This window comes from Campylobacter sp. BCW_4341 (assembly GCF_001764255.1).
Lineage (GTDB): Bacteria > Campylobacterota > Campylobacteria > Campylobacterales > Campylobacteraceae > Campylobacter_D > Campylobacter_D jejuni.
This window is the reverse complement of sequence record NZ_MKAH01000017.1, coordinates 92248-107183: the sequence shown is the minus strand read 5'-3', so window position 1 is coordinate 107183 and position 14936 is coordinate 92248. Positions and strand designations below refer to the sequence as shown.

The following is a 14936-nucleotide window of genomic DNA, read 5'->3' as shown; positions in this document are numbered from 1 at the left end:
AAAACTTTTTAAAATTTTAATTCCAATAAAGAAAAGTTATAATTATAATGGTTGCTGATAAAAGATTATTTTATTTAAGTTGTATTTTAATCACCATAGGAATAGTATTTTCATACTCTCTTACAGCTTTTACTGTTCTTTTTCTTGACTATAGCGAGTTTCATTTTTTTATTCGTCAGCTTTTTTTTGGAATTAGTGGCATACTTATAATGTTTTTTATTTCTCGTTTGGATCCTGATAAAGCACTTTCTAAAAAAATTATTTTAGCTATTTTGATTGTTTCTTTTATCTTTATCATCATTTTACCATTTTTACCTTCTGCACTAGCAACAGCTAGCGGAGGAGCTAAACGCTGGATACGCTTAGGCCCACTCTCTATCTCTCCTGTGGAATTTTTTAAAATAGGATTGATTTATTTTTTAGCATGGAGCTATACAAGGCGTATTGATGATAGCAAAAAAGCTATCAGACACGAGGCTCTAATTCTTCTGCCTTATTGTATCTTAGCTTCTATAGTTATAGGATATATTTATATCACTCAAAACGATTTAGGACAAAGTATAATTTCTTTCTTTTTAATTCTAGCTTTAGCTTTTTTTGCAGGAGCTAGTAAAAGACTTTTTGCTTTTGGAACTTTAATCATTATGATGATAGGTATAATGGTAATTTCTAGTAATCAAAGAAGAATTCAAAGAATTGCTTCTTGGTGGGGGAATATACAAGATGCTTTTTTACCTATGCTTCCTGATTGGTTGGCAAATGCTTTAAGAGTAAGTAGCAACAGCGAACCTTATCAGATTTCGCACTCTTTAAATGCTATAGCCCATGGAGGAATGTTTGGCGAAGGCTTAGGACTTGGAACTTTTAAATTAGGCTTTTTAAGTGAAGTACATACTGACTTTATTCTTTCAGGAATTACTGAAGAAATAGGACTTTTGGGTCTTGGAGTTATTTGTTATATTTATCTTTGGATGATTTTAAGAATTTTTAGAATTGCAGGAAGATGCGAAGCTAAACAAGATTTTATTTTCTGTTCAGGCATAGCCTTACTTTTACTTTTTTCCTTTTTTATGAATGCTTTTGGTATTATTTCTCTTACTCCACTAAAAGGTGTGGCTGTTCCACTTTTAAGTTATGGAGGAAGTTCAATGTGGGCAATTTGTATAGGTATAGGATATGTATTAATGATTTCAAAAAAGGTTAAATTATGACAATAGCTTTAACAGGTGGCGGAACTGGAGGACATTTGGCCATAGTGCGTTGCTTATTAGAAAGTGCGATTAAAAAAAATATAGAATGTGTATACATAGGTAGTCAAAATGGTCAAGATAAAGCTTGGTTTGAAAATGAAGTACGTTTTAAGGAAAAATTTTTTTTAAGCTCTAAAGGAGTGGTTAATCAAAACAAATTTGGCAAAATTAGTTCTTTACTCCACACCTTAAAACTCTCCAAAGATTGTAGAGAAATTTTTAAAAAATACCACATCCAAGCCGTTTTTAGTGTAGGTGGATATAGTGCAGCTCCTGCATCTTTTGCGGCTTTATTCTCACATTTGCCTCTTTTTATACACGAGCAAAATTCAAAAAGTGGCTCTTTAAACATGCTTTTAAAACCTTTCGCTACAAAATTTTTTAGCGCCTTTGAAAAAGAATTTAGTCCTTATCCTGTGGCAAATAAATTTTTTGATAATGCTAGGACTCGCACAGAATTAAAAAATATTATTTTCCTAGGAGGATCACAAGGAGCTAGTTTTATAAACGAACTAGCTTTAAATCTCGCCCCAAAGCTTCAAGAACAAAATATCAAAATCATCCATCAATGTGGAAAAAATGATTTTGAAAAATGCAAAAAACACTACCAAAGCTTAAATATCCAAGCTGATGTTTTTGACTTTAGTTCAAATTTGGAAGAAAAAATGAAAAATGCAGATCTAGCTATATCAAGAGCAGGTGCAAGCACCCTTTTTGAACTTTGTGCTAACACCTTGCCTGCTATTTTCATACCTTATCCTCATGCAGCTAAAAATCATCAATACTTTAATGCTAAATTTTTACAAGATCAAGCTTTATGTCAAATTTTCACGCAAGATTCGATCAATCTTGATGATTTTTTCAAAGCAATGTTAAAACTTAACTTAGAAGATATTTCCACAAGATTGCAAAATATAGCACAAAAAAATGGTGGGGATATTTTACTAGAAAAAGCACTATCTGATAACTTGGCTTTTATACGATAAATATCCAAAGATATTTACCAAAATCCCTACAAAAATCAACATCAAAATAGCAAGTGAAAAATTCTCAAATTTATCATGTAAAAAGCCTATAATCCACTGCCCTTGTGCTGCGATTAAATATCCAAAACCTTGAGCTAAAGCAGAAAGCTTTGCTGCTACTTGAGTATTTGAACTTTTTTGAGCGATAAAAAGCAATGCAATACCAAAAACCCCACCCCATGGAAAGCCCATGATAAAAGCACTGATGATAATAGAAATTTTGCTATCAAAAACAAAAAGCATGGCAAAAGCGATCACATACATACTACACAAACTTGCTATGTAAAAAGTATGTAAATTTTGCCTTAATTTTCCTAAAAGTAAAGGGCCAAAAAGAGACACTGGAGCTGCAACAAGTTGAGCAAAAAGAACCATATTTGTAGAAAATTCTTTATCAAATCCTTTTTCTACAACAATTTGAACATACCAAAAAAACAAAGAATAAGCTAAAAAACTTTGAAATCCCATAAAAAGAGTAATTTTCCAAGTTGTTAAATTTGTAAAAAGATTGATTTTTTTATAAGCTTTTTTCTTAATGCGAAAAAATCTACCATTTTTAGCTTGAGGATAGTAAACTACTAAAGCTACAAAAGAAAAAATAGCCCAGAAAAACATAGCTCCAGCTAAATCAAATACACTAAGCAAAGGTATAGCTAAAGCAATACCCATAATCGAAGAAATACTCAAAACAAGACTATAAATTCCCATTATACTTGCCATTTTTTTTGGAAATTTTTCTTTAATAAAACTAGGAAGTAAAACATTTGCAATTGCTATACCACAGCCCATTGCTAACATTCCTAAAAATAAGCCATATACACCAAAATAAGAACGAATAATTTCGCCTAAAAAAATTAAAAAAATTCCAAAAACAATAGCACGAATAGGAGAAAAATACCCCACAATAAAAGAAATACTTCCAAAAGCTATCAAAGGAAGACTTGTAAGTATGCCCGCTACGGTTGAGTTTAAATAATACTTATCTTTAATAATATCAATAATAGGCCCCACTGCAGTAATTGGGGCTCTAAGATTAAAAGCTACAATAATAACAATAATAACATTAATCCAAAATATCTTTTTAAAAGAAGCCATAAAAGCCTTATTTGTTAAGTTCTACTTTGAATATTTTACCTTCTGCCATCTTAGGAATCCATAAAATATTACCTTCAATAAATATATCTGCAGGACCTTTCATCAAAGGAAATTCAAGTTTTACAGATTTAACATTATCTAAATTATAAATATATCCATTTAGATTATTTCCCCAAGAACTTACCAATAAACCATCTTTATAAGGAACTATTCCATCATAAGATTCTTTTTCATTTTTAATTATACTGAGTTCTTTTGTATTTAAATCATAAGCCATTACAACACCGCCACTTACACCATCAGGATGATAACCAGCTATAAAAAGCTTATGTTTTTTTCTATCTAGATATAACCCATTTGGACCACCAAATTTTACTAAATCAAGTTTTAATAATTCATCATATTGCTTAGTTTTTAAATCAACCTTTAAAATAAGTCCTGTGCCAGTATCGCTAACCAAAAGCGTATTGTCGTCTAATTTTTCTATGTCATTTAAAAAGATTGCACCTTTAATAGGTAAATTAAAAATTTCTTTTTTAGTTTTAAGATCAAAACCGCGTAAAACATCGATATCTACCACATAAAGAGTTTTTCCAATCTCCATCATGCCTTTTGGTGCATTAAGATGGGTTAAAAATTTATATTCTAGCACTTTGCCATTTTTATCAAGCTTAGAAATAAATCCATCATTATCTTTCGCCAAAGGTTCAAGTTTTTCTCCTACATTAGATACATAAACATAGTTTTTATCTACAAAAATACTTTCAGGGCTTTTAAAACCATCAAATTCTTGATATTTTAATTCACTTGCACCAAGCAAACTTCCAAGAAGCGCTAAACTTAAAACATATTTTTTCATATTTTCTCCTTTATTTAAAAATATTTTCATTGAATTATATTTATTTAGATAAAAAAAATGTGCTAGTTTTTTGATAAAAAATACAAGTTTTTTGTTTTTTGATATTGCTTAGGAGTTTGCTCATATTTCTCTTTAAATCTTTCAATAAACCAAGCTACTGAAGAAAAAGCGCACTCATTAGCTATTTCATTAATATTTTTTTTAGAAAATTTAAGTAAAATCTTTGCTTTTTGCAACCTTTTTTCATCTAACCATTTTTTAGGACTTTGTCCAAAACATTTCTTAAATTCTTTAGAAAAAGTTGCTAAATCTAATTTCGCAAAATTAGACATTTCATTTACGCTTAAAAATTCTCTACCACAATACTCAAAAAGTTGGGAAAGATCAAGGCGAAATTCTTTTAAAATTCCTGATAAAAAACTAATAAAATAAATATTCTTATTTAAAAGCAAATGTAAAAAAATCTCTTCAAATTTCAAACTCACTATAGGATCTAAAATTTGCGTATTTTCTTCAAAATGCGGTGAAAAACTTTCCAAAATTCCTTGCAAAATCTTATCATTTTTTACCCAAAAAATTTCATAGTTTTGAAACTTTTGATCTAGTTTAAAAAAATCTTTATACTTATAAATAAGCTCAATTAAAAATGCATTGTCAAAAAAAAATAAATAAGCTTCATAAACTCCTTTACTAAGTCCTACATTGCTTAAAGTATAGCTCCCAGCTTTTAAAAACAAAGTTTCATAAGAGTTAATCTTATAATCTTTTGATGCAGTGTGTAAAATTTTATATCCTTTGCGAACAAAAGTTAAAAGATGACTTCCTATATTAACAAAAGTAGAATGCGAAGTATCCGTTTGTGTATATTTAGCAAAAGTGCAAGATTTAATTTTTTTATAATTGACACCTTTTAATTGCTTTAAATCTTCTGGTAAAGAAAGAATTTTATTCATCGTAAATTTTGCCTACATTCTAAAAGATACTTTTTAAGATCTTTTTCTTTCATTAAAATTTCACGCATACAAACGCCTGCTATATTTATATCTTTAAAATTTTCTATATTTTGAGCATTGATACCGCCTATAGCATAAAGTGGTATTTGACTAAATTCAAGCAAGGATTTTAAAAAATCAAGCCCTTTAGGCTCTAAACCCACCTTGCAAGAACTTTCAAAAATATGCCCTGCAAAAGCATAATTTACCTTATAGCTCATCGCCTCTAAAAGCTCTTCTTTGCTATGGACTGAAGTACCAAGTACATGAAAATATTTTACTAATTTAGGCTCTTTTCTTAGCAAAGAAAGCGGTGCGTGAAAATAACGATGTCCTAATTTTAAACACTCCCTATCAAAAAAATGCAAAAAACAAGTCACTTTTTGCTTTGCACAAATGCTTAAAACTTCTTTTGCTAAGTCATAATACTCAAATTCGCTTAAATCTTTTTCTCTTAAAACTATAGCATCTACCTTAGCCTTAGCAAGTTTTTCAATCTGCTTTAAGAAGTCTATTTCTACACATTTTCTATCGCTTATAGCAATGATTTTTTTATCCCACATAGATACTATCACTCATCACAGCTTGTAAATTTGATCTTTTAAGCATAGTTAAAATTTCATCCACGCTTCTATCATCTGAAATTTCAAACTGCCCATCACCCTTTTTCTCGCCCTTATGTTCACCTATACCCACACTAACTCCTGCGCTCATTTTAGTAGCCCCAAGCTTAATAACCTCATCTCTAAAACCTATTCTTTCACGGCTTGAAATAGTAATGCCCGCAAAAGGCAAAAAGAGCCTATAAGCACAAAGTACTTGCAAAAGGCGTTTTTCACTCACATCTTTAGGATGAATTTTAGCATTATTGATAATAGGTCTTAAACGAGGCACCGAAATAGAAATTTCAGCATGAGGATAAGCTTGTTGTAAAAAATGTGCATGAAGTGCCGTAGCAAGGGCGTCTTTTCTAAAATCATCTATGCCTAAAAGCGCCCCAAAAGCCACTCCACGCATACCCGCTTTTAAAGCTCTTTCTTGAGCGTTAAAGCGATAAGGGAAAATGCGTTTTTCACCCGCTAAATGAATTTTAGAATATTTTAAAGGATTGTAAGTTTCTTGAAAAACAGTCACATAATCACAACCCTTTTCATGTAAAATTTTATATTCGTCTTCATTCATAGGATAAATTTCAACACCTACAACCTTAAAATACTCTCTAGCAATCTTGCAAGCATTTGCTATATATTCTACACTTGCAAACTCCCTACCCTCGCCTGTTAGCATTAAAATTTCTTCTAAACCACTTTTAGCAATGGCTTGCATTTCTTCGTGAATTTCAACTTCATTTAGTTTAGCTCTTGCGATTTTATTACCTTTTTGAAAACCACAATAAACACATTTAGAATTACAATAATTTGACAAATAAAGTGGGGTAAAAAGAGAGATAGAATTTCCAAAATATTTTTGCTTGACTTTAGCGGATTTAAAAGCTAATTCTTCTATGAAATCTTCTGCTGCACTTGAAAGCAAAGCTTTTAAATGCTCTATGCTTAAATGTGTTTGATTTAAAGCATTTTTAACATCTTTAGCGCTAAATTGACTCTCATCATAGTTTTGAACTTGACTTAAAACCTTGTTTAAAATTTCGCTTTTTATTTCCTGCATGTGAGGTAAATGCTGCATATAATCTTGCATGATTAACCCCTTAAAAAGCCTGTTAATGGAGAACTTGCTTTAGCCTCGCTCACACTTGCCAAACCTGCTAAAAAAGCCGCTCTTCCCGCATTTACCGCCAAAGAAAAAGCTCTAGCCATCAAGGCTATATCTTTAGCTTCAGCTATAGCTGTATTTACCATCACCGCACTTACTCCCATTTGCATAGCTTCACAAGCTTGTGCAGGACTTCCAATACCCGCATCTACAATAATAGGCAAATCAATTTCATTAAGCAAAATTTGTATAAATTCCTTAGCACATAAGCCTTTATTGCTCCCAATAGGTGCTGCCAAAGGCATGATAGCCGCAGCTCCTGCATCACGCATAGCTCTAGCTGCGTAAAGATCAGCATGCATGTAAGGTAAAGGCGTAAAGCCCTCTTTAGCTAAAAGCTCGCAAGCTTTAATCGTTTCATAATTATCAGGCAACAAATACCTACTATCGCTTATCACTTCTATCTTGATAAGTTCTCCGCAACCAAGCTCTCTTGAAAGCCTTGCAATGCGTAAGGCTTCATCGGCGTTTCTTGCGCCTGAAGTGTTGGGTAAAAGTGTGATATTTTTAGGGATATAATCAAGTATATTTGCAATTTCCCCTGTATTTGCACGGCGTAAGGCTAGAGTGATAATCTGCGCTTTAGCTTCTTCTATGGCTGATTTTATAAGCTCTAGCGAATATTTTCCAGAACCTAAAATAAATCTTGAATCAAACTCGTATTTGCCTATTTTTAATTTATCATTTTTTAAATTTTCTTGCATTTTTACTCCTTATTTGCTAAAAGCTCTAAAACAAGATTACTTTGATGTCCTGCGCAAATATTTACCCTTGGCGCCATAAGTCCATTTCCTAGCTTAGCACCATTTACCAAATCCCCACATACATAGAAATTTTTAGCAATTTTTCTTGTTTGTATGCTGTTGCTATCACCATAGCCCGCAAGCCCTGAAGCACAGATTAAAATACTATCTTTGTAAAATCTATGAAAATTTTGTGCCATCATCGCTTTTGCGATAGCACCATCAAAGGCTTCGCAAACTATATCTATATCTTTAAACAAAGACTTTAAATTATCCTCATCGATTTTTAAAGTGCAAATTTCAACGCTGATATAAGGGTTAATCTCGCTAATTTGCTCCTTTAAAGCTTCGGTTTTAAATTTACCCAAATCACTTACACGGTAAGCTTGACGATTCAAATTGCTAGGCTCAATCACATCAAAATCAATCAGCTTTAAAAACCCCACACCACTTCTTGCTAAATTTATCGCTATATGTGATCCAAGTCCGCCTAAACCACACACCGCCACGCGCCCATTTTTAAGTTTATCGTGAAGTTTTGGAGTGTGTCTTGCTCTCATCATAGCATCTAACGCATCTTTTGGAGGTAAAGTATTTTTTTCTATGCAAAAAAGCTCATCATCTTCGTTTAAAGCGATATTCTCTTTTGTTGCAAAACCATTGATAATCCAAACATCATTTTCATTTTTGCTGATATTTTCAAAAAATTCCAAACTTGTTTTAAAGTCTGTATCAAGTTCTTTGCCATTAAATTTCACTCTCATCAACCGCCTCCTACAAAGCTTACGATTTCAGCTTTATCGTTTTCTTTTAAAATCAAATTTTCAAATTCACTTTTTGGTATGATTTCTCCATTTAATTCTAAAGCGATAAGTTCGATTTTAAAACCTTTTTCTTTAATAAAATCCATAAATTTAAGCTCTTTTAACTCAAGCTTTTGTCCATTGATAATCATTTTAAACCTTTAAAAATTTTCTATCAAGTCTTTAAAAACAAGGCAAAGTTTTTCAAATTCTTCTATACTTACTCTTTCATCAATAGCGTGAATTCTATCATTACAAACTCCAAATTCCACTACCTTTACACCGTATTTTGCAAAATACCTTGCATCACTTGTACCGCCTTTGGTATTAAGCTCTGGTACTTCATGAGTGATTTTTTGAACGCTTTCATTCATTTTTTGAACGATTTTATTATCGATATTTGTCAAAAAAGCTTCGCTTGATTGTTTTAGCTCTAACTCATAGTTTAAACCATGACAAATTTTTTCTACATAACTTTTTACATCTTCTAAGCTTGTATCGGGGGAATTGCGAACATTAAACATAAGTTTTAAATCATTTGGCGTAACATTACACACCCCCATACCTCCGCGAATATCGGTAATAACAATTTTTGAAGGACTAAATTCAGCACTTCCAGGATCAAGATCAAAACCCGCTAAAAGCTTTAAAACTGGTGCAAAATCATGCACAGGATTGATACATTTTTCAGGATAAGCAACATGCCCTTGTTTTCCACGGATTAAAAGTTTTCCATTGATAGAACCGCGACGCCCTATTTTAATACTATCACCAATTTTTTTAACACAGGTTGGCTCGGCAACCACAGCATAATCAGGTAGCATATCTCTTTCTTGCATCCATTCTAAAACAGCCTTAGTTCCATATATAGCTTCGCCTTCTTCATCACTTGTTAAAATAAGGCTAAGTCTAGCTCCTTTAAAATCCGCATTCTTTACCGCATCTACAAAGGCTGCTACTCCGCTTTTCATATCTTGAGCACCCCTTGCATAGATAAAGCCTTCCTTTTCCATAGGCACAAAAGCATCACTACTCCAACCCTCGCCTGCAGGCACCACATCTACATGCCCACCAAAAGCTAAATGCTCACCCTCATCTTTAAATTTTTTAGTGAGTAAAAGGTTTTTAATGCCTTCTTTTTCTATAAAAAAAGCTTCAAAATCACTCAGTTCCATAGCGATGAAATTTAAAGCTCCATCATCATTTGGCGTAACAGATTTAAATTTTAAAAATTCGATTAAAAATTCTTTTGCATTCATTTTTTATCCTAAGAAAGTTTTATATAATAAATTAAGAGCAAAATACTCTATAATTATAGCTGAAATTATATTGATTATAAAAACAACTTTTGCACTAAAAACATGACTATATCTTGCCACCACAAAGGCTAAAGCACTTACCCAAAAAAGTATAGCCACAACAAGCCCTAAAGTCATCAAATAAGCATGATCACTACTTAAAACCACGCTTGCAGCACTAAGCCAAAATCCTATCACAAAAGGATTTGAACCATTTAAAAAAGCTCCTTTAATATAACTTTTCAAAAGACTTTCTTTAAATTCTTTATGCTCTAAATTTAAGCTTTCTTTCTTTTTTCTTAGCATCAAGTACGCCATATAAGTTAAAAAACAAAAACCAAAAATCGCCAAAGAACGCATAAAAATAACATTGTCTAAAAAATTTAAAAGCCCAAATTGAAGCAAAAAAAGATAAAGCATATCTATACTAAATGCTCCAAGTCCTACAGCTATGGAATTTTTAAAAGCTTTTAGTGCATAAGTTAAAATCAAAATATTTACAGGTCCAAAAGGAACACTCACTCCAAAGCCCAAAAAAACTCCACTTAAAAAAGAATCAAACATTACCATCTTTCATAAAATTTTCTATATCAAGTGCGATTTTATCAATAGCGCTTATAATATCTTCTATATAGATTTTATCAAAATACCGCTCTAAATTCGCATCTTTTTCGTAGATATTTAAAATACTTTTTTCGCACATTGAAGCATAACGCCCTACAGGCAAAACCGCCCCACTTGTGCCTACGCTGATAAAAAGCGAAGTTTGATTTAGCAAAGAATAAAGCATAGCATAAGCAGGAGCTTGCTCTTCAAACATGACTATATTGTGTCTTAAATCCTTACTTTTGCATTTTGGGCATTGTTTATCTGTGATTTTTTCATAACCTATATTAAAAATTTCTTCGCATTTTAAGCAGCGAAGTTCGGGCAAAAAGCCATGCAAATGCACTACATCTTTACACCCTGCACGCTCTAGCAAATCATCTACATTTTGCGTGATAACAAAAAGATTTTTACCCCATTTTTCTTTTAATTGTGCGATTTTTTCATGAGCATGATTTGGCTTTACATTTTGAAGTTGCGCCCTTCTTGCATCGTAAAAATCAAGCACTTTTTTAGGGTTTTTTCTAAAACCTGTTGCGGAGCAAACCTCCATCACATCGTATTCTTCCCAAAGTCCATCATTATCTCTAAAAGTTTTAAGTCCACTTGGAGCAGACAAACCCGCTCCACTTAATATCATAATGTTTTTCATAATCTCACCACCTTAGCACCAAAGCCACCTTGATTGATCGGTGCGTCATTAAAGCCTTTAACACTTTTATGGGTTTTTAAAAACTCTCTTACCGCAAAGGCAAGCTTTCCTGTGCCTATACCATGATAGATCAAAACCTCATCAAATCCCGCTATTAAAGCATCTGAAATAAATTTATCAAGCCTTGAAATAGCCTCATCACTCCTAAGTCCATGCAAATCCAAAGTTACGCTTAGATTGCTTGGTTTGCTTACGCTTATACTTGTTTTTGCTACTTTTTTTGGCATTGCACCACTTTTTTTAAGCAGTTTTAAAGGCACACGAAGTTTGATCCCATCGCTTTCAACCATAGCATCGTTTTTAGAAATGCTTATGATTTTACCCTTAATTTTTTCATATTTTACAAAATCCCCCACACGCAATTCTTCGTTTTGCTCCATACTTGGCAAGATGATTTCTTTTTTAAGTTCATTGGCTTTATTAAGGCTTCTTTGCTTATCTTTTGTGTCTTTAAGCTGTATGGTTTTCTTAGCTTCTTCTATGGCTTTGTGAAATTTAAATTCTAAATTTCTCAAACTCGTGCGAAATTCTTGTTCATTTTTTTCTTTTTGATCTTTTAAAGAAAGTAAAATTTCATCAACTTTTTGCTCTTTTTTCTCAACATTTTCAAGCTTAGCTTTTAGTTCTAATTCAAGATTGATATTTTTACCCACAAGCTCTTCTAAATTTTCTTTATCCTCGCCATAAAGCTTTTTAGCCTCGCTAACTAAATTCGGCGGAATCTGATAACGCAAAGCGGTTTCAAAGGCATAAGATTTTCCTATAGTACCTTTTAAAAACTCATATTTTGGGCGTGAAAGCTCTTCATCATATAAAGCAGCAATGAGTTCAACTTGCTCATTTTTTGCTAAAAGCATGGCAAGGCGTTTGTGGTGCGTGGTGATGATGATTTTAAGATTATTAGCTATGAGTTTTGAAATTAACACACTATACAAACAAGCCGCTTCTTCAAAATCTGTTCCAAGCTCTATTTCATCTATACCTAAAAGCAAATTTTTCTTAGAAAAAAGTCTAGAAAAATGCAACATTCTTCCTGCAAAAGTTGAAATGTCGTTTTTAACATTTTGCGGATCTTCTATGATGGCATCAAATTCTTTAAAAGTACCAATTTTACTTTCACTTGCTTTGATATGCATAGGCAAAAGATGTTTAGCTAAAAATGCTGCGCTTAGCATGGATTTTAAAAGCATGGATTTTCCGCCTGCATTTACCCCTGTGATGATTAAAACTTGTTTTTTAAATTCCAAACTCACGCTTTTTGGATTTTTTAAGGCAGGATGAGCGAAATTTTTAAGCACTAAATCCGTACTTTGATCACACAAAACAATTTCAAAATCCTTTTTTTTAGCAAGCAAAACCCTAGCACTATAATGATCAAAAAGATCAAAGGCTGTATTGATAAATTTTAAAAAAGGTAGGTTTTTTGCTAAAAAAGCTGAGAAATTTTTAGCGTATTCATAATAAATTTCTTCTTTTTGATTTTTGATTTTTTCTATATCATTTTGCAAATTTTCAACACTTAAAGGCACGATATAAAAGCCACCGCCACTACTTCTACCTATGATTTTTGCTTTAATAGCGTGATTAAACCCGCCTCTTACAAGCAAGGCTTCAAGATTGTTTATAAGATGGATTTGTGTATCGATAAGATAAGGCATTAAAGCTTTTGTATAGCAAAATTTCTTAAACTCAGCTATTATGCTTTCGTTTTTCAATCTTAGAGCGGTATTAAGATTTACAAGTCTTTCATCTAAACTTTCTTTTAATTCCCCTTTCTCATCGAAATTCAAACAAAGCTCCAAAGCCCCGCTAACAAATTCTATCTTTTGTAGCCAAGAGTCTAAATTTGTTCCTAGTTTTATTTTTTTTAACTTTTCAAAATAACGAAAAATTTTTACAAATTCAAAAATTTCATCTAAATGTAAAATTCCTTGCTTGCTTAAATGAACTAAGGCTTTATCAAGATTGCTAAGCTCTGGCATAGCAGGAAATTCCACCTCGCAAAGCTCATGTATGCGTTTAAAATGAAGATTAGAATCTCCTTGCAAAAAAATCTCCTTATCTCTTGCAAAAAGGCCTTTAAATTCTTCTAAATAGCCGTTTAAATCAAGCTTTGAGATCAATTCTTCTTTTGCATCATTCATCATTTAACCTGCAATCTTTAATATCTATGATTAAAGAATTAAAACTTTGATTATTATCTTTTGAAATAAAACTTCCTGTACCAAATTCATAGTTAAAATACGCCTTAGATACATTAATATCTTTACATAAAATATTTTTATTTTGATTAAAAGCTACGATAATATCTGTTCTTAAACGACTTTTTTGCGTATTTTCAAATTCAAAAAATACCGCTAAAATGATAAAGATCACAAGCAAAATACCAAAAAAAGGTTTGGTTTTTTTGCCTAATTTTTCACGCAAAGCAAAAGTGATTAAGGCTAAAATTAAGATAATTAAAAAATATAAAAAAAACCTACTCATTTTTTTGCCTTAATTTATTACTGATATCTCCTGCACCAAAACCTATAATAAGCCCTTCTTCAAAAACTTGCCCCTTAGAAGCCACCAAAAATTTACCCTCTCTTTTGATATCTTCTACAAATAAAGCCTTAGGAAAAACCGCTTTTAAATCAAGTTCTATAGGCTCTTCTCCTGCAGCATAAACAGGTAAAATTACAAGCTCATCAACACCTTCAAAAGCCTTTGCAAATTCCTTTAAATTTGTAGCCAAACGCGTGTAGCGGTGAGGTTCAAAAATGGCTGTAATTTTTTTATATCTACCTAATTTTGCGTATTCTTGTGCTGCGCTTAAAGTCGCTTTTATTTCGGTGGGATGATGACCATAATCATCGATTAAAACCAAATTTTCATCAGCATGTAAAATATCAAAACGCTTTTTAATACCTTGATAATTTTTAAGCCTAGTTCTTATCGTTTCTATATCTAAGAAATTTAAAGCCGCCAAAATCGCCAAAGACGCATCAAGGGCTAAATGATATCCCATGCCAAAAACCTTAAATTCACCCCAATCTTTCAACTCAAAGCTTGTAAAAGGTTTGAAATTTTCTATACACATGGTGCAGTTTTTGATATCTTTGCTCGGATAAAGCTTGATTGACTCATTTTTATAATTTTTCAAAAACTCATCTTCAGCATTAATCACGCGAATTTTAGCCGTATCTAAAAACTCCACATAAGCATGATGGAGTTTTGAAACTTCATTACCATAATGATCTAAATGCTCTGCTTCCGCATTGGTAACTATAGCCAAATAAGGATTTGAATTTAAAAAAGAACTATCGCTCTCATCAGCTTCAAAAACAAGGTTTTGGCTTTCTTTATAAATCATATTTGAACCAAATTCTTTTAAAATCGCTCCGATGATCACAGAAGCATCATCAAGCAAAGAAGCCAAAATACTTGAAGTTGTGCTTTTTCCATGTGCTCCTGCAACTGCAAAAACGCGCTTATCTTCTAAGATAAGAGGTAAGGCCTCCTTGCGTGAAAGGCATTTAATGCCTAATTCTTTAGCGTGTTTAAATTCAGGATTTTCTTCTTTGATAGCAGCAGAATAAATAACTAAATCTTTGTTTAAAATATTGTCTTTATGATGAGGGATGCTGACCTTAACCCCTTCTTTTTCTAGTTCTTTAGTGATTTTACTCTCTTTAAGATCACTTCCGCTAATTTTAAAACCTTTTTCTTTTAAAAATCTTGCTAAAGCGGAAATTCCTATACCGCCTATGCCGATAAAATGGATATTTTGCATCATTT

16 protein-coding genes are annotated in these 14936 nt (G+C 32.1%); 2 read left to right on the top strand and 14 right to left on the bottom strand.

Features of this window, described 5'->3' with window-relative positions; translation table 11 throughout:
* The first annotated feature begins 47 nt into the window (after positions 1-47).
* Together ftsW and murG are read left to right on the top strand one after the other, a co-directional pair.
* Positions 48-1211: a putative lipid II flippase FtsW gene (ftsW, locus tag AJN70_RS02290; RefSeq protein WP_002870576.1), complete on the top strand. Its 1164-nt coding sequence runs from the start codon at positions 48-50 to the stop codon at positions 1209-1211.
* Positions 1208-2236: an undecaprenyldiphospho-muramoylpentapeptide beta-N-acetylglucosaminyltransferase gene (gene murG, locus AJN70_RS02285; RefSeq protein ID WP_002870575.1), complete on the top strand. Its 1029-nt coding sequence runs from the start codon at positions 1208-1210 to the stop codon at positions 2234-2236. Before ftsW ends, murG begins: the two co-directional genes overlap by 4 nt.
* Here murG and AJN70_RS02280 read toward each other — a convergent pair.
* From AJN70_RS02280 to murC, 14 genes are all read right to left on the bottom strand, one after another.
* Complete coding sequence (locus AJN70_RS02280; RefSeq protein ID WP_070278092.1) at positions 2207-3370, bottom strand: MFS transporter; 1164 nt, start codon at positions 3368-3370, stop codon at positions 2207-2209. The genes murG and AJN70_RS02280 overlap by 30 nt on opposite strands.
* Positions 3371-3377: 7 nt before the next feature.
* Positions 3378-4229, bottom strand: coding sequence for an ATP-binding protein (locus tag AJN70_RS02275; protein ID WP_002861770.1), 852 nt, complete (start codon positions 4227-4229; stop codon positions 3378-3380).
* 62 nt (positions 4230-4291) lie between these two features.
* The gene (locus tag AJN70_RS02270) at positions 4292-5182 is read right to left on the bottom strand and encodes a helix-turn-helix domain-containing protein (protein ID WP_002861771.1); all 891 of its coding nucleotides are present in this window, start codon (positions 5180-5182) and stop codon (positions 4292-4294) included.
* Positions 5179-5784, bottom strand: a complete 606-nt coding sequence (locus AJN70_RS02265; RefSeq protein WP_070278094.1) for a thiamine phosphate synthase — start codon at positions 5782-5784, stop codon at positions 5179-5181. Before AJN70_RS02265 ends, AJN70_RS02270 begins: the two co-directional genes overlap by 4 nt.
* Positions 5774-6919, bottom strand: coding sequence for a 2-iminoacetate synthase ThiH (thiH, locus tag AJN70_RS02260; protein ID WP_070233079.1), 1146 nt, complete (start codon positions 6917-6919; stop codon positions 5774-5776). The genes AJN70_RS02265 and thiH overlap by 11 nt, the downstream gene beginning before the upstream one ends.
* Before the next feature lie 2 nt (positions 6920-6921).
* Entirely contained in the window at positions 6922-7698 is a 777-nt protein-coding gene (locus AJN70_RS02255) for a thiazole synthase (protein ID WP_070233078.1), read from the bottom strand.
* A 2-nt stretch (positions 7699-7700) separates the two neighbouring features.
* The gene (gene thiF, locus AJN70_RS02250; protein ID WP_074470037.1) at positions 7701-8504 is read right to left on the bottom strand and encodes a thiamine biosynthesis protein ThiF; all 804 of its coding nucleotides are present in this window, start codon (positions 8502-8504) and stop codon (positions 7701-7703) included.
* Positions 8501-8692 carry a sulfur carrier protein ThiS gene (thiS, locus tag AJN70_RS02245; protein WP_002830937.1) on the bottom strand — a complete coding sequence of 64 codons (192 nt, stop codon included), beginning with the start codon at positions 8690-8692 and terminating at the stop codon, positions 8501-8503. The genes thiF and thiS overlap by 4 nt, the downstream gene beginning before the upstream one ends.
* A 9-nt stretch (positions 8693-8701) precedes the next feature.
* Positions 8702-9799, bottom strand: coding sequence for a succinyl-diaminopimelate desuccinylase (gene dapE / locus AJN70_RS02240; protein ID WP_070233077.1), 1098 nt, complete (start codon positions 9797-9799; stop codon positions 8702-8704).
* Positions 9800-9802: 3 nt separating this feature from the next.
* Positions 9803-10402, bottom strand: coding sequence for a LysE family translocator (locus tag AJN70_RS02235; RefSeq protein WP_002861777.1), 600 nt, complete (start codon positions 10400-10402; stop codon positions 9803-9805).
* Complete coding sequence (locus tag AJN70_RS02230) at positions 10395-11096, bottom strand: SIR2 family NAD-dependent protein deacylase (RefSeq protein WP_070210240.1); 702 nt, start codon at positions 11094-11096, stop codon at positions 10395-10397. Before AJN70_RS02230 ends, AJN70_RS02235 begins: the two co-directional genes overlap by 8 nt.
* Complete coding sequence (locus tag AJN70_RS02225; protein WP_074470036.1) at positions 11093-13303, bottom strand: endonuclease MutS2; 2211 nt, start codon at positions 13301-13303, stop codon at positions 11093-11095. The genes AJN70_RS02230 and AJN70_RS02225 overlap by 4 nt, the downstream gene beginning before the upstream one ends.
* Entirely contained in the window at positions 13293-13643 is a 351-nt protein-coding gene (locus AJN70_RS02220; RefSeq protein WP_002861781.1) for a hypothetical protein, read from the bottom strand. Before AJN70_RS02220 ends, AJN70_RS02225 begins: the two co-directional genes overlap by 11 nt.
* The gene (gene murC / locus AJN70_RS02215; protein WP_074470035.1) at positions 13636-14934 is read right to left on the bottom strand and encodes a UDP-N-acetylmuramate--L-alanine ligase; all 1299 of its coding nucleotides are present in this window, start codon (positions 14932-14934) and stop codon (positions 13636-13638) included. The genes AJN70_RS02220 and murC overlap by 8 nt, the downstream gene beginning before the upstream one ends.
* Between the last annotated feature and the right edge of the window lie 2 nt (positions 14935-14936).